The sequence below is a fragment of the Tateyamaria pelophila genome (assembly GCF_019966495.1).
Classification (GTDB): Bacteria; Pseudomonadota; Alphaproteobacteria; order Rhodobacterales; family Rhodobacteraceae; genus Tateyamaria; species Tateyamaria pelophila.
The window spans coordinates 1-21,468 of record NZ_JAIMIA010000057.1 but is presented as its reverse complement, the minus strand read 5'-3'; the positions used below and the strand labels follow the sequence as shown (position 1 = coordinate 21,468).

The window sequence follows — 21,468 nt, the reverse complement described above, 5'->3', positions numbered from 1 at the left end:
AGCACTGCGGCAAGGTCTTTTGCATGCGCCTCTCTATCGCTTTCCTGTTCTGCTCGTTTTTGATCGGATGTTTCCCCGTGTCCACCTATTACGCCGAGGGTGTCAGCGTCGCCAAGCGGGACAGGGATGAACTGGCCTGTGACGTGGCCGCCTTGCGCGATGCGCCGGTTGCCAATCAAACGCGGCAAACCGCTCCGATCTTCGTGCCGCAGCGGTCCTGCGACCGACATGGACGCTGCTATGGGGGCGGAGGATATTGGGTGCCCGGCAACGTGTATACCGTCGACGTCAATGCAAGCCTGCGCAGTCGGGTGAAGGCCCAATGCATGGCTGATCGCGGCTACCGTCCGGTCGACATTCCCATATGCCCCGTTGGCGTTGCAAATGCGGCACCTCCGGGAAAAACGACAGTTCTGCCCCGCCTCGGGCCACAAAGCTGCGCGATCCGGAACGAGGACGGCAGCCTGCTCATCGTCACACAAGGATAATCATGACCGACCTTCAACGTGCCAAGGCCTGCGTTCAGGCCCACCACGCCGCCCTTTCGCGTGCCACCCCGGAAACAGCGGCCAGTTGTCTGGCGCAGCATATGTCGCCCGACGCCACGTGGCGCGGTATGCATCCGTTTCACGTGCAATCCGGGCCAGCGGCCGTTGCCGAGACCTTCTGGTCCCCCCTGCTGACGGCAATGCGTCGGGTGCAGCGCCGTCAGGATATCTTCTTTGCAGGGCACAACCATCTGGACGAAGCGGGCAGCACATGGGTCGCCTCCATGGGGCATTTGCTGGCCCTTTTTGATGCGCCGTTTCTGGGCATTCAGCCGACGCGCAAAATTGTCATGCTGCGCTATGCCGAGTTCTCGAAGGTTGAAGATGGTCAAATTGTTGAACAGGCGATGTTTGTGGATCTGTTGCATCTGATGGCACAGGCGGGCCAATACCCGCTGCCCGGTATGACAGCGGCACAACTGGTGCAGCCCGGACCCATGACGCATGATGGCCTGTTGACGGACGCACAGGATGCCGCGCAGAGCGTAAAGACGCTGGATGTAATCGAGGACATGATACAAGCGATCGACCGCGCAAATGCGTCTGACGTACCACTGTCGCCGCAGGACGAGTTGGCGCAAGACTGGCACGACGATATGTTGTGGTGGGGGCCAACCGGAATCGGCGCCACCTACACGATAGATCGCTATATCGAACAGCATCAGCGTCCGTTCAGAACCCAGTTGGGCGCGCGGACCTTCAACGGACATATCTGCCGTATGGCCGAAGGCGCATACGGTGGGTTTTTTGGGTGGCCAAATCTGACGATGGAATGCACGGGGCCGTATCTGGGACTGCCTCCCTCTGGTCAAAAGGCGGATATGCGAGTTGTCGATATTTATCGGCGTGACGGCGACAAGCTGGCCGAAAACTGGGTGTTTATCGACATTCTGCACTTTTTGAACATGCAGGGGCTTGATGTGCTGGCCCAGTTGAAAACACGCGCAAGGTAACCGCTTTCCGACACGGAAAGCGGCCGGAAAACGTCACGTTTTCCAACGCTCACGTTGCATCAGCCGGTGTTTTTCGCGCCGAAAAACAGCCGGAAACCGTCTCGGTTTCCGGTTTAGCCGGCTTCGGCTTCCGTTTCGTCCAGATGTGCGACCCGGGACCCAGCCTTTGAAGAGGTCACAACACCGAGCGATTTCAGTTTGCGGTGCAATGCGCTCCGCTCCATGCCCACAAAATTCGCTGTACGGCTGATATTGCCGCCAAAGCGGTTGATCTGGGTCAGAAGATATTCGCGCTCAAACGCCTCACGCGCTTCGCGCAGCGGCAAGGTCGCCAGGGCGCCGGACAGAACCACGCGGCCCTCTTCGCCTTCCGGCTCTTCGATGCCGGGCAACTCGCGTGCCTCGATCGGACCGGAGCCATCGCCCAGGATCAGCACACGCTCCACCATATTCTTGAGCTGACGCACATTGCCCGGCCAGATCATTGTTTGCAAAAGCGCCGCCGCGTCATCGCTGAACTCCCGTTTTGGCAAACCCTGCGCCGTATTGAACTCCGCAATAAAGTGTTCCGCCAGCACCGGTATATCCTCGCGCCGCTCTTCGAGCGACGGCACGGGGATCGGGACGACATTCAGCCGGTGAAACAATTCCTGGCGAAAGGTCTGCGCGGCGATGGCCTGTTCCAGATCGCGATTGGTCGACGAGATGACCCGCAGATCGACGCGCACCTTGTCGTTGCCGCCGACCCGCTGGAACTGTTGATCCACCAGAACGCGCAGGATCTTGGACTGGGTGCCCACCGGCATATCGGCGACCTCGTCGAAATAGATCACGCCGCCATGGGCCTGTTCCAGCAATCCCGGCTCAATACCGCGTTCGGGTGTCTCGCGGCCAAACAGCACTTCTTCCATGCGGTCCGGGGCGACGCCTGCACAATTCACCGTCACAAAGGGCGCATCCGCCCGGTTGGAATTCGCGTGGATGTAGCGTGCGGCGACTTCCTTGCCGCTGCCCGCCGGACCCGTCAGCATCACCCGCCCGTTGGATTTGGTCACTTTGTCAAGCTGGCTCACCAGATTGCGGAACGACGCAGACGTCCCGATCATTTCGGCCTGGGTGACATCCTGTCGGCGCAGGGACTGGTTTTCACGGCGCAGGCGCGATGTTTCCATCGCCCGACGGATCACGACCAGCAACTGATCGATGTTGAAGGGCTTTTCGATGAAGTCATATGCCCCTTGCTTGATCGCCGCGACGGCAATCTCGATGTTGCCGTGCCCCGATATGATCACGACAGGGACGTCGGGGTTGTCACGTTTGACGGCTTTCAGAATATCGATGCCATCCATACGGCTGTCCTTGAGCCAGATATCAAGGATCATCAGCGCCGGCGGTTCTGCGTTGACGGCTGCCATCGCATCGTCAGAGTTACCGGCAAGCCGGGTTGCATATCCCTCATCCTCCAGAATGTCGGAGATCAGTTCCCGAATATCGCGTTCGTCATCGACGATCAGAATGTCGCTCATGTGGCTTGCTCCTGCTCAATTAAGTTGGGCGCGATGGGCAGTGTGATCACCGCCTTTGCACCAAAGTGGGCGCTTCCCTCAAACGGGTCCGCGTCATCGAGGATCAAAGTGCCCCCGTGCTCTTCAATAATCTTTTTGACGATCGGCAGGCCAAGGCCCGTGCCCTCGTCGCGGGTTGTCACATAGGGTTCGAACAGGCGCGCCCGGTCTTCGGGAAGACCGATCCCGCTGTCGGAAATGGTGATGACTGCCCCGGCAGGGCCGGTTTGCATCGTCACCAGTATACGCGCCAGATGATCTTCTGGCGCGCCTTTTTGTATCAGTGTTTCAATGGCTTCACCGGCGTTCTTGATCAGGTTGGTCAAGGCTTGCGATATCATGGTCGCGTCCACCTCCGCCAAAATGGGATCCGACGGCAAATCGTCCACAATTTCGACGTCCGGTTGGCCCGCGCGCTGCAAGAGAACGGCGTCTCGCACGATGGAGACAAGGTCATTGGGCTTGCGATCCGGCTCCGGCATGCGCGCGAACTTTGAAAACTCATCCACGATGCGGCGCAGGTCACCTGTCTGGCGGATGATCACATCTGTCATCTGCTCCAGGCTGTCTCTGTCTTCGCCGACCTTTGGCCCGAACTTGCGCTTGATCCGTTCCGCGCTCAGCTGGATCGGGGTGAGCGGGTTTTTGATCTCATGCGCGATGCGGCGGGCCACATCCCCCCAGGCAGCCATCCGCTGCGCGCTCACCAGATTGGTCACATCATCAAAGGCTACCACATAGCCCTCAAGCCGTCCGTTTTCACCACGCCGCGTCGACATCCGCACCAGCAGGTTTTCGAGCCGACCGTTGCGGGTGACCTTGACCTCGTCCTGCACCACTTCCATCCGCCCCGCCTTGAGCAGCGCAAAGAGGGCTGCAAATTCGGGCACCGCCACCGCAAGCGGCACGGAATCGCCGCCTTCGTTCCAGTCAAGCAATCCGACACCGGAGCGGTTCACAAAAGTGATCTTGCCGCTGGCATCCACGCCAACAACGCCCGACGTGACAGATCCAAGCACGGAATCAAAAAGCCGTCGCCTGCGTTCAATCTGATTGTTGTTGTCGATGAGCTTCTTGCGTTGCACTTTCAACTGCTTGGTCATCTGGTTGAAATACCGGCTGAGCATTGCGATTTCGTCATCGCCTTCTTCTTCGCGCACCTGCACGTCCAGATCGCCGGCCCCTACCCTTTGGGCCGCACCCGTCAACCGGCCCACCGGCCCGGACAACCGCTCGGCAAACCAAAGGCCCAGCCAGATGGCCGCAAGGATCAGGATCAGGGCAAAACCAAGATAGATCAGGCCAAACTCGAACAGGACCCGGCCCCGTTCGCTTTCCAGCTGTTGATAGAGACGTACGGTTTCCTGAGTTTCATCCAGAAGCGACAGGATCTCTCCGTCCACCTCGCGGCTGATATACAGAAATCGATCCACAAAACTGGCCAAGGGAATAAGTGCGCGGAATTCGTTGTTGGGCCAGTCCTCAATGATCAGAAAGCCTTCATCGATGGCTTCGGCAACCTGCTCCGGTGTCGGGCGTTCGAAATCGAACAGATAGGATCGGTCGCCCCGCGCCCGCAATTCGCCCGTGCCATCGATCAGATAGGCCTCGCGCAACCCGCGCTGCACTTGCAGTTGGCCATCCGTCAGAACATCACGGTCGCCGATGTCCTGAGCGCCGCGCACCGTATCAATATAGCGCGCCAACGCGCGCCCGTCCGTTGCAAGGTCACCGCGTTGTTCAGCCTCGTAGGCTTCGGCCGCCGCCAGGGAGGATCCGACTACGCTGCTGACGCGCTCGGAGAACCAACCTTCGAGACCGATATTCAACGTCAGACCCGCAAATACCGCGACCGTGACGGTCGGGATCAGCGCCAAAAGGGCGAAGGCCCCGGTCAATCGCAAATGAAGCCGTGAGCCGGCTGACTTGGCCCGACGCGCCGCCACCAGACGTGCGATCTGCGACAGCACAAGGGCCGCGATCACCAGAACATAGACGAAATCGGCCAACAGGATCAGCCGCAAGGCAGGTGCGCTTGCGCCTTGGTCCAAAGGACCAAGAACGAGGAATGTGGTCAGCGCGAGGATCGGCCCAAGCAAAACCAATCCAAAGGTGACACCGTTGCGCACACGGCGTCTGCGTCGCAAACGATCTAACGTTGCCCACCAAGTCGTACGTGTCCTGGATGCCACGTGGCATGTCCTCGATGATGTAGCGCTTGCGCGCCTTTACCGCCATATCCGGTGATCCGAAGTGAACTGCGCCCCTTCGGCCACGGGTTGTGTGGCAGTATTACATCAATTTGCGGCGCCGTGTCACCTCAATATCGAGATCGGTTATCTTTTTACGCAAAGTATTTCTGTTAATCCCCAGCAAATCCGCGCACTTGGCCTGGTTTCCGCCGGTCGCATCCAAAGCGATTTCGATCAGCGGCGCCTCAACTTCACGCAAAATCCGGCCATAGAGGCCCTCCGGAGGCAACATGTTGCCATGCAAATCGAAATACCGGCGCAAATGCCGGGCAACGGATGCGCCCAGCTTTTCGGTATCGCCCGCACTGCGCATCGGTTCAAGCTCGGGCTGGTTGCCCAACACCTGTTCCACCTCGGCGCCCGTGATCTCGACTGCACGGCTTGTCAGTCCGAGGCTGCGTACCGCGTTCTCCAACTGGCGGACATTGCCGGGCCAGCTATAGGTTCGAAAAATCTCTGCGGCCTGTTCGGACAGGACCCGGGGCGTTTGTCCCGTCTTTTCGCCGCGCAGGAGGAAATGCGTCGCCAACAGCGGAATATCATCCACCCGCTCGCGCAGCGCGGGCACGTTCAGTGTCGCGCCCGACAGACGGTAATACAGATCCTTGCGCACCCGACCAGCCTCCATTGCCGCGGTCAGATCGGTCTGACTGGTGGCCAGAAACCGCGGTACATATTCGCCGGGCGTGTCCATCATGCGCACGATGCGCGACTGAAGCTCTTCGGGAATGTCGCCAATCTCGTCGATCAGCAACGACCCGCCTTTGACCCGGGCCAGCAAGCGTGCGGGCCCTTCGAGATCCTGCAAGTCCGCCGCACCCGCCGTGACGAACGGCAGGGTACGCCGATCGGAGAAATCGTGAATAGCCCGCGCGATCAGCGACTTGCCCGTGCCGCTTTCACCCCAGATCAAAACCGGAAGATCGGTGTTCATGACCCGGGCCACGACACGGTACAGCGATTGCATGATCGCCGTCCGCCCGACCAGCGGCAATTCATCCGGGCGTTCATCATCGACGTTGCGCGCCGGGTTGTGCGCCTTGAGTTCCAGCGCCTTTGCCGTCCGTTTCATCAAATCCGGCAGATCGAAAGGCTTGGGCAGATAGTCATAGGCTTCGGCTTCGGCGGCCTGAATGGCCGTCATGATGGTGTTTTGTGCCGAAATCACGATTACCGGCAGGCCGGGGCGATCCTGCGAGATTTTCGGCAACATTTCGAGGCCATTGCCATCGGGCATCATGACATCGCTGATCACCACATCGCCTTTGCCCTCACCCACCCAGCGCATCAGCGTTGTCAGGCTGGAGGTGGCATGCACCTTGCAGCCCGCGCGGGTGAGCGCTTGTGTCAAAACGGTGCGAATTGTGCGGTCGTCATCGGCAACCAGTACAGTCCCATCCATGTGTTCAGTCCTTTTGGGTTTTGGCAGGCTCTAAGGCTTGCGGCGCGCGTGGCAGTGACAGGCGGAATATCGTTTTGCCCGGCACCGAGGTGACCGATATCCAGCCCCCGTGGTCCGAGATGATTTTTGAAACGAGAGCAAGTCCAAGGCCCGTCCCGTTTTCCTTGCCGGATACAAATGGGTCAAAGATGTCGGCGGCGATCGCTTCGGGCAGTCCGGGGCCGTCGTCTATGATCTCGATTTGCAGCGGCAGGGACTGACCCGTCCCATCTGCCCGGCGCAGACGGAAGGAATGCTCGAAAAAGCTGTGCAGCCGGATTGTGCCACCCTCGGACCCGGCGGCTTCGGAGGCGTTTTTCAGAAGGTTCAGGATCACTTGCAGCAGTTGATCCGGGTCGCCGTAGGCAAAGGGAAGCGACGGATCGTAATCCTCGATAATGTTCATCTGTGCGCCGACACCAAGCAAGGCAGAGCGCCGCGCCCGGTCCAGAACATCGTGAATGTTGACCGGTCTCATATCCGGTGGCGACAGGTTTCCGAATTGCTCCACCTGCTCCAGCAACTTGACGATCCGGCGGCATTCCCCAACGATCAGGTCAGTCAGCTCAAGATCTTGCGCTTCCAGGCTCATGCTGAGCAATTGCGCGGCTCCGGTGATCCCGGCCAGCGGATTCTTGATCTCGTGGGCCAGCATTTCGGCCATGCCGATGGCTGACTTGGCCGCGGATTTCACGGAATGGTTCTGCGTCATCCGCCCTGCAAGTTCACGCGGCGAAATCATCAGCACCATGTGATCGGGCGCACCCACCAGCGGCGCAATCTGTAACGCGCACTGCAACGGCGCGCGCTGGCCATTGCCCACATCCACGTCGTTGACGAACAGCGCCGTGCCGTTCTTGCGGGCCCGCGCGAGGCTTTCCTCCAACGGCGCGTCGACGGCCAGTTGATCCCAGAGCGGGGTGCCGCTCATCGCCTTGACCGACGAGTTGAAAAATCCTTCGGCCGCGGAGTTGATATCCACGATCTCGTCAGAGGGCCCGATTACGATCGTCGGCACCGGCATCGACGCCCAAAGATCACCGATACCGGTCATGCCGCCGCCTGCCCGTCTGTTGCTTGCAGCGCATGCGGCAAGATCGCCAACGTCGCAGCCGGTGTTTTGGCGGTCAGCACGGCACGCCGCACATCCGCAGCCGTCTTGCCGGTATCCATGAACCACCCCAGATGCTTGCGCGCCACACGCATCCCGAACACGTCTCCGTAAAAACGCAACATCGCCTCGTAGTGGTCAATCACCATGGCCGTAAACGCATCCCCTTGGGGGATCTCTGGTGCGGGCGAGCCGTACAAAACATGCGCCACTTCGGCCAAGACCCAAGGGCGGCCTTGCGCACCGCGCCCGATCATCACGCCGTCTGCACCCGACAAACGCAGCGCGTCACGTGCTGTTGCGGCGTCAACGATATCGCCGTTGGCAATGACGGGAATGTTCACCGCCTCTTTCACTGCCCGGATCGCTGCCCAATCGGCCCGACCCTTGTAAAACTGACAGCGGGTGCGCCCGTGGATCACAATCTGTCTTATTCCGGCGGTTTCGGCGCGCGCGGCGATCTCCGGCGCGTTCATCATGGCGTCATCCCAACCAAGACGCGTCTTGAGCGTCACTGGCACATCCACCGCCCGCACAACTGCTTCGATCAGCGTCAGAGCGTGATCCGGGTCGCGCATCAAGGCCGAGCCGGAATAGCCTTGCGTGACCTTCTTGGCCGGACAGCCCATATTGATGTCGATCACCTGTGCGCCCTGTCCGGCCACCATCCTGGCCGCTTCGGCCATCGGCGCGGCCTCGCGCCCTGCCAGTTGGACCGCCGTTCCGGCAGCGCCGAGGCCCAACTCCGCCTTTTCGCGACTGCCCGGCCGCGCATTCAGCATATCGTGGCTGGCGACCATTTCGGACACGACCATGCCCGCACCGAATCCCGCAACCAGATTGCGAAACGGCAGATCCGTTATGCCTGCCATCGGGGCCAGCATTACGGGTGTCATCATGTCGAGGGGGCTTGCGGCCATAAAGCTGCCTAATCCTTGTGCGTTGCGTCGAATTTACCGCAGCGCTTGGACTTACTCAATTCAGCACGCCGCCTTATTGGATGCAATATCAGCACATGCTTAAATTTTACGCATCTTTCTGGGCGTAGACACCGATTTCGCAAAACCCTAGACATGGGCCATGAACGCAAAGGCACAAAAATGACCGCCGCTGCCGTGATCGTAGCGGCCGGTCGGGGCACGCGCGCAGGTGGTCACCTGCCAAAGCAATGGCAGATGCTGCTTGGTCAACCGATTCTGGTACATACATTGTCCGTTTTTCGCGATCACCCTGCGATCACTCAGATCGTGCTTGTGTTACATGTTGATGACATGAGCCGCTCCGAAACCCCGCCGGGGGTGGTTATCGTCGCCGGCGGTGCAGATCGTGCGACATCCGTGCGCAACGGGCTGGCGGCCACCGAAGGTGCGCAACATGTGCTGATCCACGATGTTGCCCGACCTTTGGTCACACATCGGACTATCTCTGATGTTCTGGCGGCGCTGAAGGACGCACCGGGTGCAGCCCCTGCCCTTGCCGTAACGGATGCCCTGTGGACCGGCGCGGACGGCAGAGTGACGGGGACCCGTGATCGTGACGGCCTGTTTCGCGCACAAACCCCACAAGGTTTCGACCGCGCAGCCATCATGGCGGCCCACGCAGCCCATCCCGGCGGTGCGGCTGATGATGTCGAAGTGGCGCGCGCTTACGGGCTGGACGTTACGATCGTTCCGGGCGACGAAGAAAACCTGAAAATCACTCATCCCGCCGATTTCGCGCGGGCCGAACGGATCATGCGAGGACGCGATGGACATTAGACTGGGCAACGGATTTGATGTGCACGCCTTCGGCCCCGGGGATCATGTGACACTATGTGGTGTCGATGTTCCACACAGTCACGGGCTCGTTGGACATTCGGATGCGGACGTCGCCATGCACACGGTCACCGACGCGATCTACGGGGCGCTGGCGAAGGGGGATATCGGACAGCACTTTCCGCCGTCTGATCCACAATGGAAGGGTGCCGAAAGCGCGATATTTCTCCGCCATGCCGTTGATTTAGCATCAAAAATGGGATTTCAGATCACAAACATAGATTGCACGTTGATTTGCGAGTTCCCCAAGATCGGGCCGCACGCGGACGCGATGCGAAAGAGGATGGCAAGGATCATGGGACTGGACGAGGCCCGCATCTCCGTCAAGGCCACAACATCCGAAAAGCTGGGGTTCACGGGGCGCGGCGAAGGGATTGCCTGCATCGCAACCGCCGCCTTGGTCAAACCATGATCGCGCGGATGATCGGCACCGTTTGCGGCGTGGGATATCTGCGCCCCGCGCCCGGCACATGGGGGTCGGCCGTGGCCCTGCCCCTTGGCTGGGCGCTGCACATGATCGGCGGATTTCCCTTGCTGGCCTTGGCCGCGGTGACCTATTTTATCGCGGCCTGGTGGGCGACCACACAAATGACGGCGGGCGGAGCGGACCATGACCCCAGCGAGATCGTCGCGGACGAGGTTGTCGGCCAATGGATCGCCCTCGCTCCCCTGAGCTATGCAGCATGGGACCGCGGCATTGATATTCTTGCGATGTGGCCGGGATGGATCGCCGCGTTTGCCCTCTTTCGCCTCTTTGACATATGGAAACCCTGGTTGGTCGGCTGGGCAGATCGGCGTGGCGATGCCTTGGGGGTCATGCTGGACGACGTGATCGCCGGCGTCTTTGCGGCGATTGGTGTTTTGATATTGGCCGGGCTGGCACATGGGGTGTTCATGAGATGAGCATCGCCTCGGATATCCTTGAACTTGCAAAGAAAAGAAAGATCATGATCGCGACCGCAGAAAGCTGCACCGGCGGCATGGTAGCAGCGGCCCTCACGGATGTTCCGGGCTCGTCCGCCGTGATGGAGCGTGGTTTTGTCACCTACACCAACACGGCCAAGACCGAGATGCTGGGCGTGTCGCCCGCCACATTGGAAGCACACGGCGCCGTCAGCGAAGAAGTCGCTGCCGAGATGGCAACCGGCGCGCTGGCCCATGCCCCTGTCCAATTGGCGGTTGCGATTACCGGTATCGCCGGACCGGGCGGATCCGAATTCAAACCGGAGGGGCGTGTGTGCTTTGGAATCGCAGATGCGCGTGGGGCGCACACGCAAACTGTGGAGTTCGGTGCCGTCGGGCGCGACGTCGTGCGTGCGCGGGCGCGGGATCACGCCCTTGGATTGCTCTTGGACCGATTGGCGCAGACCTGACCGACCGCCTTTTTGTCGCAAACTCGTACCGCAGCAAACAATGAACACAGGCAATACTGCGCTTTGTCACGCGGGCAATCACACCACTGCGGGCGCTCGCAAAAACCGATGTCAACGGCGCACGGGCTTACGACTTCAGCAACCCCGCGAAACGGGACAGATCCTCTGCCTCGATCGCCGCCCAGAGATCATCCGCCCGCGCTCCCACCAGTGCGCAGGCCTTTTCCCGGATACGCTCTTGGCGCGCCTCATAGGCCAAGGGCGTCCTAAGGTCGTGAAAATGCGCTTCGCCATCAATCACCACACGCGCCTGCATCTCTGACAGGGTATCGTCCTGAGACACGTGAACGCGGTCCCTGAGCGTGATCACGTCAGGCCGCATCGCGCAGTCATCGGTAAATTGCGCGATATCGCCGGTGTCGATCCCAAGAGCGGCCATCGCCATGACCTGTTTATAAGAAAACTTTGCCCCGAGCCCCGTGTCCGGCGCAGGTTGATTGCACACTGTCAACCATCGCGGATGGGTAAAGACCTCAATGCGACGGGCTGTGCTCAAATCCGAACCCCGCACCGCTTCAAGACTGGCATGCAACCCGTGACAGCAGGCATGAAACTTGTGGCTGACATCGCCCATCCGCCATGCAAATACAGGCAGTTCGCCCGCGCCGAGGTGAGTTTCGCCAAACCCCAAAGGCCCCGACAAACCATCCCAGACAGACGTCATGCCCGATGCCGCCCAACGGGCAGCTTCAACACCGCAGCGTGCCGCAAGCCCGGCATTCAATGGCTTTCCCATCGTGCCGAATTGCGACTTCAACCCGGATGCCATCGTCGAGCAAAGGCTGAGCGCGTGCCGCATCTGCGTGTCCGACAGGTCCAGTATCCGTCCCGCCGCAACTGTCGCCCCGAAAGCCCCAGCGGTTGCAGTCTGATGATAGCCAACCTGATAGTGACCCCGCCCCAGCCACATCCCCACCGCGACGGAGGTTTCGGCACCGACCAGGGCCGCATCCACCATCGTCGCCATCGACGCAGAAGCCATCTCCGCCATCGCCAAAGCGGCCGGAACAACCGCAACCGACGGGTGCCCGATATGGGCGAAATGTGTGTCGTCAAAATCCAACGCATGGGACAGGGTGCCATTCACAAGGGCAGCTTCGGAAACAGAGCCCATCCGCCCGTCGAACCGGGTCGCGGGCCCCGCCGCGTCCAGCGTCGACGCCCACGCCGCAAAACCACCGCCCTGCGCCCCTGCGATCCCGCAGGCCGCCCAGTCCAGAACGGATAAGCGCATGATCCCGCGCACGTCCCGCGGCGGTTCAGACCGCGCATAGGTCAGGACCAACTCGGTGATCCCCTTGCTTCTCTGTTCCAAAAAATCCTCCCCGAAGGGTCGCTCTCACCCCAACCGTCGTTCAGCCATAAAGCGCTGCGGCGCGCCGCTCGAACGCGCGTACGATGCGCTGCATGGCTTCATTGAACACAACGCCGATGATGCCCTGCAAAATTGCATTGCGAAACTCGAAATCGACAAAGAAATAGACCTCACAGCCGCCATCGACATCCTTGAACGCCCAATTGGACTTCATGTGCCGAAACGGGCCGTCCAGATATTCTGTATCGATCTTGTGCACGTCGGGCCACAACACCACCCGGCTCGCAAAACGTTCGCGAAAAACTTTGAAGCTGATGACCAGATCCGCCTCCATCACGTCGTGGTCGCCTTGCGGTGTGATCTTGCGGACACGCGCCGCTGCACACCAGGGCAGGAACTCGGGGTAATCTCCGACATCCGCAACCAGATCATACATCTGTTGTGCGGAATATGGCAGGAAGCGGGTTTCGGAATGGGTAGGCATTACGCTAGACAGGACCTCAAGTTCATCACAGACGCATGTGTCGCGAAAAGCGCACAAATTCAAGGGAAAGACCATGTCAGAGCGGCCATATGTCATAGATCAGATGATTTCGGCCAAGGCGATTGCGGCCCGGATTGAGGATCTGTGCCGTGATATTCAGACCGAGTTCGAGGGCACCGACAAGCTCGTCGTCGTCGGCCTGTTGCGCGGCAGTTTTGTTTTTATCGCCGATCTGGTCCGGGAACTGGATCTACCCATCGAAGTCGATTTCCTCGAAGCCTCCTCCTACGGCGATGGCATGGAAAGCAGCCGAGAGGTGCGTATTCTCAAAGACTTGCGTGGCGCAATCGAAGCCCGAGATGTGTTGGTTGTTGAAGATATTGTCGATACCGGCCACACGATGTACCACGTGACGCGCCTGCTCAAGGGGCGCAAACCCGCCAAGCTGCGCACTATTGCCCTGCTCGACAAACCAAGCCGCCGCGAGGTCGATTTCAAGGCGGATTGGACAGGCTTTGAAATCCCTGACGAATTTGTCGTCGGCTACGGCATCGACTTCGCGCAGCGCAACCGCAATTTGCCCTATATCGGAAAGGTGAGATTCACCTGATTGGAAAAGATCTGGCTGCGTCTGCGCGGCGTTCATTCACGATGGCCGGACAAAAAACATTCTTGTGACTTTGGCCTGCGACAAAATCGCGCTACTTATAGGCGGTGAATCTTTTTCAGGAGCCCCAAATGTCGCGTTTTTTCGGTCTATCTCTTACCGCCCTTGCCGCTGTTGCAACGGTATCCACTGCTTCTGCCGATGGCCACACCGCTGCCCTCGAAAACGCGACGAACGCGCGACATGCGCAAATGCAGGTCATCGCCTATCACACGGGTCTGCTTGGCGAGATGGCCAAGGGGACAACCCCGTATGACGCGGCAACAGCAACTGCCGCCGCAGAAAACCTGGCATCGGCCGCCTCGATGAACCGAATCGTTCTATGGCTCGAAGGGTCCGAACAGGGCGCGATCGCAACATCGCGTGCCAAGACAGAGATCTGGAGCGATGCGTCGGGCTTTGAAGAAATGGCTGTGGCGCTTGAAACAGCCGCCGACGCCATGGTTGATGCGGCGGGTACCGATCTTGATTCGCTCCGCGCGGCCATGGGCGGCGTCGGCAAAAGCTGTGGCGACTGTCACAAGGCCTATCGCGGTCCCAAGAATTAAGCCTTTCTCGTGGCTGTGAAGCGCATCATTCTGCTCGCAGTTGTTGCCGTCGTCGGGGCGGGTCTTTTTCTGACTCGGCCCGCGACGTTATCCGCTGACTTTGCAGCAGGCCACGTGCCGGATGCAGAGGCAGGCGCGCTGGTCTTTCACGCCAGCGGATGCGCCTCCTGTCACACCAGCCCGGATGCAGAAGCGTCTGACCTGCCGGTTCTGTCCGGTGGTCTGGCCTTTCCCAGTGATTTTGGCACCTTTCATGCGCCCAATATTTCGCCGCACCCAACAGAGGGTATCGGCAGTTGGACACAGGACGAATTTGCCCGCGCCGTCACTCTTGGCGTGTCGCCGCAGGGCCAGCATTATTATCCGGCCTTCCCCTATGCGGCCTACCAGCACATGACACCGGGGGACGTGGCGGACCTGTTTGCATTCATGCAAACCCTGCCCCCAAGTGACATCGCAAGCATTCCCCATGATGTCGGATTTCCGTTCAATATCCGGCGGGGTCTTGGGCTTTGGAAACTGGCCTTTGTCAACGACGCATATGTGATGAACGATCCCACCGACCCTGTGCTGGAACGCGGGCGGTATCTGGTGGAGGCGATGGCCCATTGCGGCGAATGCCACACGCCGCGCAATGCGGTCGGTGCACTGGACAGGAGCCGTTGGATGGCGGGTGCGCCCAACCCTTCCGGCAAAGGCACCATTCCAAACATCACGCCAGCGGCTTTGGAGTGGAGCGAAGTGGATCTGATCGAATACTTCACGTCCGGTTTCACCCCCGAGTATGACAGCGCGGGAGGCGAAATGGCGGAAGTCGTCACGAACCTCTCGCAGTTGCCCCGAGAGGACCGCGCCGCGATTGCAGCTTACGTTCTGGCGTTAGAACCCGTGCAATAAGTGTCCTCAAGACCGCGTGGTGAACACGCGCCGCACCGCTCCCGGCCGTTTGCTAAAAACGGGTGCATATTTCTTTTACCACCGCGGCGAAGGCGTCCGTTAGCAGGTCAGGCTTTCATTCGTGCTGCCCGCAGACGCACAAAATCATCGCCTGCGTGGTAGGATGACCGTGTCAGTGGCGTCGCGGACACCATCAGAAATCCTTTGCCGTAAGCCGCCTTTTCATAGGCCGCAAATTCATCGGGGTGCACGAATCGGTCAACACGGTGGTGTTTCGGCGTGGGCTGAAGGTACTGCCCGATGGTCAGAAAATCGATGTCGGCGGCCCGCATATCTTCCATGACCTGCATGACCGACTGGCGGTCTTCGCCCAAGCCAACCATGATGCCTGATTTGGTAAACATCGTCGGGTCCAGCTCTTTCACCCGTTGCAGCAACCGCAGCGAGTGGAAGTACCGCGCACCCGGACGCACTTCGGGATAGAGGCCCGGAACTGTTTCCAGATTGTGGTTAAAGACGTCGGGACGCGCTTCGACGACGATCTCCAACACTTTGGGATCGCAGCGGATGAAATCCGGCGTCAGAATTTCGATTGTTGTGTTCGGGCTGCGGTGGCGCACGGCGCGAATCGTCTGGGCAAAGTGATCCGCACCGCCGTCTTCGATATCATCCCGGTCTACGCTGGTGATCACCACATGGTTCAGTCCCAGTTTTTCAACTGCATGGGCCACCCGACCCGGCTCGAACGCATCCAGATCTTCGGGTGGCTTGCCGGTCGCGATATTGCAGAATGTACAGGCCCGGGTACAAACCTCGCCCATGATCATCATGGTCGCATGGCCCTGGCTCCAACACTCGCCGACGTTTGGGCATCCAGCCTCTTCGCACACGGTGACGAGCTTGTTGTCACGCATGATCTTGGCCGTCTCGGCATAGCCTGCCCCGCCGGGCGCCTTCACACGAATCCATGACGGCTTTTTGGGCTGCGGATTGTCCGGGCGACGGGCCTTTTCCGGGTGACGTTCGGCGGGAATTTTCAGATCACGCATGGTTATAGATCCAGATCTTTCAGTGTTGGTCTGATATGTAACATAGGAACGTGCACAATGAACACCACGCGGCGCATGGCCGCTATGACTGGCGCGGGTGCCGCCGACCGTGGCTCTTGTCATTCAAGCATAAAAAATGGCGCTGCGGAAAGGACCGCAGCGCCATTATTGCCCAAACAGAGGTGTTAGCCAATCAGGCCGCCCCCCGGTCCTGTCGTCTCGTCATAGTGCTGCTTGAGGCGCATGAGCGCGATACGCAGTACGATTTTCCCAGAGCGGGCGGACCAGCCCAATCGTTTCTCTGCGGTTTCCAACCCTTCAAGATAGCAACAGCAACGCAACACCACATCCGACAAGCCGGGCCCGAGATCTTTGAGCGCCGCTGCAACGCGGTTGCGGGCCCCTGCCGGCCCGTTGCCGACACCGCTGTCCATGGCAAAGCCGCCACGCCCACCGCCTGTCAGGAACCTGTCCCAGTTTTGCGCGACACGGGGGCCCATCTGCGCCAGTTCAAAATCTTCGCGCAACCGTTCACCGGATGAGACGAGTGCGTCTGTCAAAAAAGGTGTGCCATCACGGTCGCGGCGACGCGCCAGTGCGGTCAAGGGCGATTCGGCCAGATTGTAACGCACCTTGCGCGGCTGGCCAGTCTCGCTGTCGCGCACCGTTCGCTCACCCCAAACACGGTGCTGGTCGGCAAATTCAGCCGGAGCTTCGGCCAGTCCGCCACCGGATGTCGCGTCTTCTTCGTCCATCATTCCCGCAAGTGCGGCGCGTCCCGCCGCAGTTATTTTATATCGGGTAATCCGCCCTGTCGTTTCCGCGCTGATCCAGTCTTGCAGCGCCATGGCTTCAGCCACCTTGCGATCCACGACCGCCGTACGGGTACTTGCGCCTTGAACGCCGTCGCGCACGACGACTGCCTTGTCCATATCCAACGCGACCGCCAGCACCGCACCGGTTTCGCACAACCGGCGCAAGATGCGATGTGCATCCTGTGTCAATGTCTGGGTGTCGTGTCCGTGATCCTGTGCAACAGCTTGCATTGAGCCATATTCCTTTTGTTCCGCGAGAGCTGTCGATGATGATTTCTGAACCAGTCCGGCGCCCAGTTTGCGCAGAGCCGCATCTATCAACGGATCATCACGACGCGTCTCAAACCGCCTGATCTGGCGCAAGACGGTCGACGCGTGACAGCCGGATTTGCGCGCAAGTTCGCGGATCGGCAGGCCTGCCTCCGTATGGGCCAGATAATGCTGAGCAGCATCCGGCACCCAGGCGGGAAGCCCCGCCAGGATCGGGCGCGATGTCTGTAAGTCACGCATTGTGATGTTCTCGTCCTCTTTCCGAAAAACTCCGAGTGGTCCTGATTTATCCACAGGATATCCACACAACCTAAAAGTGCATTGGTTACCCGTTCGTTAATAATCACCGATATACGAAGCATTGTTTCTAAATGATAAACAGTTGCTAAACGAACGCACGCGGCCTGAGGCAACCGCGCAACACCCGCTCAAGTTGTGCAATGGTGCAGAGGTCAAATCTGACGGGGATCGGATTTGTCCACACTGAAGGAGTACATGAAATGCAAGATATACTGTCGATGCTGAACGCCCTGCGCCGTCCACGCCTTTTGATGCGGGCCGCCCGAATCGGAGCGGAAGACTACCGCCGCAACGCGCATTTGCCCCGCCTTTTGGGTTATGGGCAAATGCCCCGGCACGGTGCCGCCCTCATGCGTCTGGTCGATATCGAAGCGGAACTGAACGCACAGCGCTTGAATGATGATTCCGCCTACAGCCTGCTGCGCCACATCGACGTCCTGATCGCAATTGTTGGCGAAGCACGGATCATGCGCGCGTCTCAGGTCGCCAAGGCGGCCTGATCGGGTAATTTCAGGCGCCTACATGAAGCTGTCGGGCTCTGCTGCTTTTTTTGTCGCGACAAATGCATCCAGTGCTTCGCGCACAGCCGGGTCCATGAGAGGTTGCTGGTAATCTGCCAGCATCTTTTCGACCCGGTGTTTGGCCAATGTCATCGTGTCGCTTGCGCCTTCATCCTGCCATGTTTCGAAAGGTTTGTAGTCCAGCAAATCAGACTTCCAGAAGGCGGCCTTAAAATTCGCCTGCGTATGGGCACACCCCAGATAGTGTCCACCAGGCCCGACCTCGCGGATGGCGTCCATCGCCTGCGCGTTTTCATCCATCTGTACGCCGGCGGCAAAATGATGCAACGCCCCCAACTGATCGGCGTCCATGACGAACTTCTCGAACGAACTGACAAGCCCACCCTCAAGCCAACCGCAGGCATGTAGCATGAAATTCACGCCCGCCAGCAATCCCATATTCAGCGAATTGGCTGTTTCATAAGCCGCCTGCGCATCCGGCAGTTTCGAGCCGCAGAACGACCCGGCGGAACGATAAGGCAGGTTCAGACGCCGCGCCAGTTGCCCTGCCCCATAGGTGATGTGGCTGGCTTCGGGCGTACCAAAGGTCGGTGCACCGGAATTCATGTCGATGGACGTTACAAACGCCCCCATGATCACGGGGGCCCCGGCCCGGCACAACTGCGAATATGCGATGCCTGCCAGCACCTCGGCCAATACCTGCGTCAGGGTTCCCGCGACAGACACAGGCGCCATCGCCCCGCCCACGATAAAGGGCGAAATGATGCAAGCCTGGTTTGCCTGCGCGTACACTTCCAGCGCACCCATCATCACATCGTCAAATGTCATCGGCGAGTTGATGTTGATCAGCGACGTCATCACGGTGTTTTCCGCGACAAAGTCCTTTCCAAAGAGCACTTCGCACATCTCGACCGAATCGCGTGCCCGGCTTGGCTCCGTCACCGAGCCCATGAACGGCTTGTCCGACAAGGTCATGTGGGCATGCAGCATGTCCAGATGGCGCTTGTTCACCGCAATGTCCGTCGGTTCACACACGGTGCCGCCAGAGTGGTGCAACCACTTCGACATGTAACCCAGCTTCACGAATTTGCGGAAATCTTCCATCGTGGCATAGCGCCGCCCGCCGGCCATGTCGCGCACGAAGGGCGGACCATAGACCGGCGCAAGCACCAAGCTCTTGCCGCCCACGACAACATTGCGGTCCGAATTGCGTGCATGCTGTGTATAGCTGGTCGGCGCCGTTGCACACAGCGTCCGCGCCAGACCACGCGGGATACGCACCCGCTCACCCGTCACATCCGCCCCGGCATCACGCCAGCGTTTCAGGACCGCCGGATTGTCCGGAAAATTTACACCGATTTCTTCGAGCACCGTTTCGGCATTGTACTCGATCAGTTCCAACGCCTCTTCGGTCAAAACCTCGAAGTTGGGAATTTTGCGCTCGATAAAGTGGGCGGTCTCGAAAGACACGGCGCTGCGTTCGGCACGGCGTGCGGCACCGCCACCCCCACGACCCCGTTTGCGTGCTGCTGCTTCGGCCATCGCTTAACCCCCATTTCGAACCATCCGGTGCAGGCGTGGTACATCATCGCCACAAATCAAACGCGCGGATAACGGCCCCCAAGGGAAAAAAGCGACATCCCCTGTTCTCTGTTCCAAAAAATCCCGGGGGTTCGGGGGCTGGCCCCCGGTCCGGCACTTGCCACAGGCACCTGCCCCGCCTATTGCACTCCCATGATAGACCAGTCCCATGACCGCCTCCTCATCATCGACTTCGGCAGCCAGGTCACGCAACTCATTGCGCGACGCTTGCGCGAGCTGAATGTCTATTGCGAAATCCACCCGTTCCAGAAGGTCACGGACGCGTTTCTGGCCGATTTTCAGCCAAGGGCAGTGATTCTGTCCGGTGGTCCGGCGTCGGTCTTTGCCGATGGCGCACCCATGCCCCCGAGCACGGTCTTTGATCTGGGCGTGCCGATCCTCGGGATCTGCTATGGCCAGCAAGTCATGATGCATGTTCTGGGCGGTAAGGTGGAACGCGGACACGGCACCGCCGAATTCGGCAGGGCCTACGTGACGCCAATGACGCAGAAACTGGCGTTGCTCGACGGATGGTTCCAAACCGATCGCGAGCAAGTCTGGATGAGCCACGGCGACCACGTCAGCGCCATCGCGCCGGGGTTCGAAGTGTATGGTACATCGCCCAACGCGCCCTTTGCGATCACAGGCGATGTCAAACGCAACTTTTATGCGGTTCAATTCCATCCCGAAGTCCACCACACGCCGAACGGTGCAAAGCTCTACGAAAACTTTGTCGCGCTGGCCGGGTTCAAAGGCGATTGGACCATGGGCGCGTATCGCGAAGAAGCGATTGCGAAAATCCGCGAACAGGTCGGCTCAGGGCGGGTCATCTGTGCGCTGTCGGGCGGTGTGGACAGTTCCGTCGCGGCCGTCCTCATTCACGAAGCCATCGGTGAGCAGTTGACATGCGTCTATGTGGACCACGGGCTGATGCGCAAAGACGAAAGCGCGCAGGTCGTCGGCATGTTCCGCGAGCATTATAACCTGCCTCTGATCCATGCGGACGAATCCGACCTCTTTCTTGGGACGCTCGAGGGGGTCAGCGACCCCGAAACCAAGCGCAAGATCATTGGCGGTCTCTTTATCGAGGTCTTCGAAAAATACGCCAAAGAGATCGGTGGCGCCGACTTTCTGGCCCAGGGCACGCTTTATCCCGATGTGATCGAATCGGTTTCCTTCAGCGGGGGGCCATCGGTCACGATCAAATCGCACCACAATGTCGGCGGCCTCCCCGAGCGGATGAACATGCAACTGGTGGAACCATTGCGCGAGCTTTTCAAGGACGAGGTGCGCGCGCTGGGTCAGGAATTGGGCCTGCCAGCCAGCTTTATCGGACGCCACCCCTTCCCCGGTCCCGGCCTTGCGATTCGTTGCCCCGGCGAAATCACCCGCGCCAAGCTCGACATCCTGCGCGAAGTCGATGCCGTCTATATCGACCAGATTCGCAAGCACGGACTCTATGACGAGATCTGGCAAGCCTTCGTTGCCATTCTGCCGGTCAAAACCGTTGGTGTCATGGGCGACGGACGGACCTATGATTACGCATGTGCGCTGCGGGCGGTCACGTCGGTCGACGGGATGACAGCAGATTACTATCCGTTCACCCACGAGTTCCTAGGCGAAACAGCGACGCGGATCATAAACGAAGTGCCGGGCATCAACCGGGTCACCTATGACATCACGTCGAAACCACCCGGCACGATTGAGTGGGAATAATTCTTGCCTGCATCAGCGCATCCAGTGCACACAAGTATGTGAAATAAGATCGTGATACCAGACAATTAGAGCCCTTGCACGTTTCACAATCCATCGGCGAATAGACGGATCTAGGCAGCACACCCATTAATTCTTGTTTGATTGCATAGTTTTGTGATTCAGTTTCGTTCAAACAACGGGCGGGAGGA

At 59.5% G+C, this 21,468-nt stretch carries 21 protein-coding genes; 11 read left to right on the top strand and 10 right to left on the bottom strand.

Annotated features, from left to right (window positions below; translation table 11 throughout):
- Window positions 1-23: 23 nt before the first annotated feature.
- A complete protein-coding gene (locus LC354_RS16555) occupies window positions 24-488 on the top strand; it encodes a hypothetical protein (RefSeq protein ID WP_223425819.1) in 465 nt (154 codons plus the stop codon).
- A 2-nt stretch (window positions 489-490) separates the two neighbouring features.
- The gene (locus tag LC354_RS16550; protein WP_223425817.1) at window positions 491-1,501 is read left to right on the top strand and encodes an ester cyclase; all 1,011 of its coding nucleotides are present in this window, start codon (window positions 491-493) and stop codon (window positions 1,499-1,501) included.
- Window positions 1,502-1,614: 113 nt separating this feature from the next.
- Here the strand turns inward: LC354_RS16550 and ntrX are convergent, their stop codons facing one another.
- The 5 genes from ntrX to dusB all read right to left on the bottom strand — a co-directional run bounded on the left by ntrX (window position 1,615) and on the right by dusB (window position 8,790).
- Window positions 1,615-3,027, bottom strand: coding sequence for a nitrogen assimilation response regulator NtrX (ntrX, locus tag LC354_RS16545; protein WP_223425811.1), 1,413 nt, complete (start codon window positions 3,025-3,027; stop codon window positions 1,615-1,617).
- Window positions 3,024-5,258 carry a sensor histidine kinase NtrY-like gene (locus LC354_RS16540; RefSeq protein ID WP_223425809.1) on the bottom strand — a complete coding sequence of 745 codons (2,235 nt, stop codon included), beginning with the start codon at window positions 5,256-5,258 and terminating at the stop codon, window positions 3,024-3,026. The genes ntrX and LC354_RS16540 overlap by 4 nt, the downstream gene beginning before the upstream one ends.
- 100 nt (window positions 5,259-5,358) lie before the next feature.
- Window positions 5,359-6,720 carry a response regulator gene (locus tag LC354_RS16535; protein WP_223425808.1) on the bottom strand — a complete coding sequence of 454 codons (1,362 nt, stop codon included), beginning with the start codon at window positions 6,718-6,720 and terminating at the stop codon, window positions 5,359-5,361.
- 4 nt (window positions 6,721-6,724) lie between these two features.
- The gene (locus LC354_RS16530; protein ID WP_223425806.1) at window positions 6,725-7,813 is read right to left on the bottom strand and encodes a two-component system sensor histidine kinase NtrB; all 1,089 of its coding nucleotides are present in this window, start codon (window positions 7,811-7,813) and stop codon (window positions 6,725-6,727) included.
- On the bottom strand, window positions 7,810-8,790 hold the full coding sequence (dusB, locus tag LC354_RS16525; protein ID WP_223425804.1) for a tRNA dihydrouridine synthase DusB: 981 nt from the start codon (window positions 8,788-8,790) through the stop codon (window positions 7,810-7,812). Before dusB ends, LC354_RS16530 begins: the two co-directional genes overlap by 4 nt.
- Before the next feature lie 180 nt (window positions 8,791-8,970).
- Between dusB and ispD the strand changes: the two genes are divergently transcribed.
- From ispD to LC354_RS16505, 4 genes are read left to right on the top strand one after another with little or no spacing between them, the layout of a single operon-like run.
- Entirely contained in the window at window positions 8,971-9,627 is a 657-nt protein-coding gene (gene ispD, locus LC354_RS16520) for a 2-C-methyl-D-erythritol 4-phosphate cytidylyltransferase (RefSeq protein WP_223425802.1), read from the top strand.
- Complete coding sequence (gene ispF, locus LC354_RS16515) at window positions 9,617-10,096, top strand: 2-C-methyl-D-erythritol 2,4-cyclodiphosphate synthase (protein WP_223425800.1); 480 nt, start codon at window positions 9,617-9,619, stop codon at window positions 10,094-10,096. Before ispD ends, ispF begins: the two co-directional genes overlap by 11 nt.
- 8 nt (window positions 10,097-10,104) lie before the next feature.
- Complete coding sequence (locus LC354_RS16510) at window positions 10,105-10,587, top strand: phosphatidylglycerophosphatase A family protein (RefSeq protein WP_263289430.1); 483 nt, start codon at window positions 10,105-10,107, stop codon at window positions 10,585-10,587.
- Window positions 10,584-11,057, top strand: coding sequence for a CinA family protein (locus tag LC354_RS16505; protein ID WP_223425791.1), 474 nt, complete (start codon window positions 10,584-10,586; stop codon window positions 11,055-11,057). The genes LC354_RS16510 and LC354_RS16505 overlap by 4 nt, the downstream gene beginning before the upstream one ends.
- 127 nt (window positions 11,058-11,184) lie before the next feature.
- On the opposite strand, the gene LC354_RS16500 is transcribed toward LC354_RS16505, so the two are convergent.
- Window positions 11,185-12,432, bottom strand: coding sequence for an MmgE/PrpD family protein (locus tag LC354_RS16500; protein ID WP_223425790.1), 1,248 nt, complete (start codon window positions 12,430-12,432; stop codon window positions 11,185-11,187).
- Between the two features lie 40 nt (window positions 12,433-12,472).
- Complete coding sequence (locus LC354_RS16495) at window positions 12,473-12,916, bottom strand: type II toxin-antitoxin system RatA family toxin (protein ID WP_223425788.1); 444 nt, start codon at window positions 12,914-12,916, stop codon at window positions 12,473-12,475.
- Between the two features lie 73 nt (window positions 12,917-12,989).
- On the opposite strand from LC354_RS16495, the gene hpt reads away from it, so the two are divergent.
- The 3 genes from hpt (at window position 12,990) to LC354_RS16480 (ending at window position 15,028) form a co-directional block, all read left to right on the top strand.
- Window positions 12,990-13,526, top strand: a complete 537-nt coding sequence (gene hpt / locus LC354_RS16490) for a hypoxanthine phosphoribosyltransferase (RefSeq protein ID WP_223425786.1) — start codon at window positions 12,990-12,992, stop codon at window positions 13,524-13,526.
- A 128-nt stretch (window positions 13,527-13,654) separates the two neighbouring features.
- On the top strand, window positions 13,655-14,131 hold the full coding sequence (locus tag LC354_RS16485) for a c-type cytochrome (protein WP_223425780.1): 477 nt from the start codon (window positions 13,655-13,657) through the stop codon (window positions 14,129-14,131).
- Between the two features lie 15 nt (window positions 14,132-14,146).
- Complete coding sequence (locus LC354_RS16480; RefSeq protein WP_223425849.1) at window positions 14,147-15,028, top strand: c-type cytochrome; 882 nt, start codon at window positions 14,147-14,149, stop codon at window positions 15,026-15,028.
- A 107-nt stretch (window positions 15,029-15,135) separates the two neighbouring features.
- Here the strand turns inward: LC354_RS16480 and lipA are convergent, their stop codons facing one another.
- Both lipA and LC354_RS16470 read right to left on the bottom strand, forming a co-directional pair.
- Entirely contained in the window at window positions 15,136-16,077 is a 942-nt protein-coding gene (gene lipA, locus LC354_RS16475) for a lipoyl synthase (protein WP_223425778.1), read from the bottom strand.
- 185 nt (window positions 16,078-16,262) lie between these two features.
- The gene (locus LC354_RS16470) at window positions 16,263-17,402 is read right to left on the bottom strand and encodes a DUF6456 domain-containing protein (RefSeq protein ID WP_223425770.1); all 1,140 of its coding nucleotides are present in this window, start codon (window positions 17,400-17,402) and stop codon (window positions 16,263-16,265) included.
- Between the two features lie 260 nt (window positions 17,403-17,662).
- On the opposite strand from LC354_RS16470, the gene LC354_RS16465 reads away from it, so the two are divergent.
- Complete coding sequence (locus LC354_RS16465) at window positions 17,663-17,962, top strand: DUF6477 family protein (RefSeq protein WP_223425768.1); 300 nt, start codon at window positions 17,663-17,665, stop codon at window positions 17,960-17,962.
- An 18-nt stretch (window positions 17,963-17,980) separates the two neighbouring features.
- Here the strand turns inward: LC354_RS16465 and LC354_RS16460 are convergent, their stop codons facing one another.
- Entirely contained in the window at window positions 17,981-19,525 is a 1,545-nt protein-coding gene (locus LC354_RS16460; protein ID WP_223425766.1) for a trimethylamine methyltransferase family protein, read from the bottom strand.
- A gap of 192 nt (window positions 19,526-19,717) precedes the next feature.
- Here LC354_RS16460 and guaA point away from each other — a divergent pair, with 192 nt between their 5' ends.
- On the top strand, window positions 19,718-21,280 hold the full coding sequence (guaA, locus tag LC354_RS16455; protein WP_223425764.1) for a glutamine-hydrolyzing GMP synthase: 1,563 nt from the start codon (window positions 19,718-19,720) through the stop codon (window positions 21,278-21,280).
- Window positions 21,281-21,468 lie beyond the last annotated feature (188 nt).

What these genes read in the sequence shown, in the direction of transcription:
- LC354_RS16555 (WP_223425819.1), top strand. Translation starts at nt 24, where the DNA reads ATGCGCCTCTCTATCGCTTTCCTGTTCTGCTCGTTTTTGATCGGATGT.
- LC354_RS16550 (WP_223425817.1), top strand. Translation starts at nt 491, where the DNA reads ATGACCGACCTTCAACGTGCCAAGGCCTGCGTTCAGGCCCACCACGCC.
- ntrX (WP_223425811.1), bottom strand. Translation starts at nt 3,027, where the DNA reads ATGAGCGACATTCTGATCGTCGATGACGAACGCGATATTCGGGAACTG.
- LC354_RS16535 (WP_223425808.1), bottom strand. Translation starts at nt 6,720, where the DNA reads ATGGATGGGACTGTACTGGTTGCCGATGACGACCGCACAATTCGCACC.
- LC354_RS16530 (WP_223425806.1), bottom strand. Translation starts at nt 7,813, where the DNA reads ATGACCGGTATCGGTGATCTTTGGGCGTCGATGCCGGTGCCGACGATC.
- dusB (WP_223425804.1), bottom strand. Translation starts at nt 8,790, where the DNA reads ATGGCCGCAAGCCCCCTCGACATGATGACACCCGTAATGCTGGCCCCG.
- ispD (WP_223425802.1), top strand. Translation starts at nt 8,971, where the DNA reads ATGACCGCCGCTGCCGTGATCGTAGCGGCCGGTCGGGGCACGCGCGCA.
- ispF (WP_223425800.1), top strand. Translation starts at nt 9,617, where the DNA reads ATGGACATTAGACTGGGCAACGGATTTGATGTGCACGCCTTCGGCCCC.
- LC354_RS16510 (WP_263289430.1), top strand. Translation starts at nt 10,105, where the DNA reads ATGATCGGCACCGTTTGCGGCGTGGGATATCTGCGCCCCGCGCCCGGC.
- LC354_RS16505 (WP_223425791.1), top strand. Translation starts at nt 10,584, where the DNA reads ATGAGCATCGCCTCGGATATCCTTGAACTTGCAAAGAAAAGAAAGATC.
- LC354_RS16495 (WP_223425788.1), bottom strand. Translation starts at nt 12,916, where the DNA reads ATGCCTACCCATTCCGAAACCCGCTTCCTGCCATATTCCGCACAACAG.
- hpt (WP_223425786.1), top strand. Translation starts at nt 12,990, where the DNA reads ATGTCAGAGCGGCCATATGTCATAGATCAGATGATTTCGGCCAAGGCG.
- LC354_RS16485 (WP_223425780.1), top strand. Translation starts at nt 13,655, where the DNA reads ATGTCGCGTTTTTTCGGTCTATCTCTTACCGCCCTTGCCGCTGTTGCA.
- lipA (WP_223425778.1), bottom strand. Translation starts at nt 16,077, where the DNA reads ATGCGTGATCTGAAAATTCCCGCCGAACGTCACCCGGAAAAGGCCCGT.
- LC354_RS16470 (WP_223425770.1), bottom strand. Translation starts at nt 17,402, where the DNA reads ATGCGTGACTTACAGACATCGCGCCCGATCCTGGCGGGGCTTCCCGCC.
- LC354_RS16465 (WP_223425768.1), top strand. Translation starts at nt 17,663, where the DNA reads ATGCAAGATATACTGTCGATGCTGAACGCCCTGCGCCGTCCACGCCTT.
- LC354_RS16460 (WP_223425766.1), bottom strand. Translation starts at nt 19,525, where the DNA reads ATGGCCGAAGCAGCAGCACGCAAACGGGGTCGTGGGGGTGGCGGTGCC.
- guaA (WP_223425764.1), top strand. Translation starts at nt 19,718, where the DNA reads ATGATAGACCAGTCCCATGACCGCCTCCTCATCATCGACTTCGGCAGC.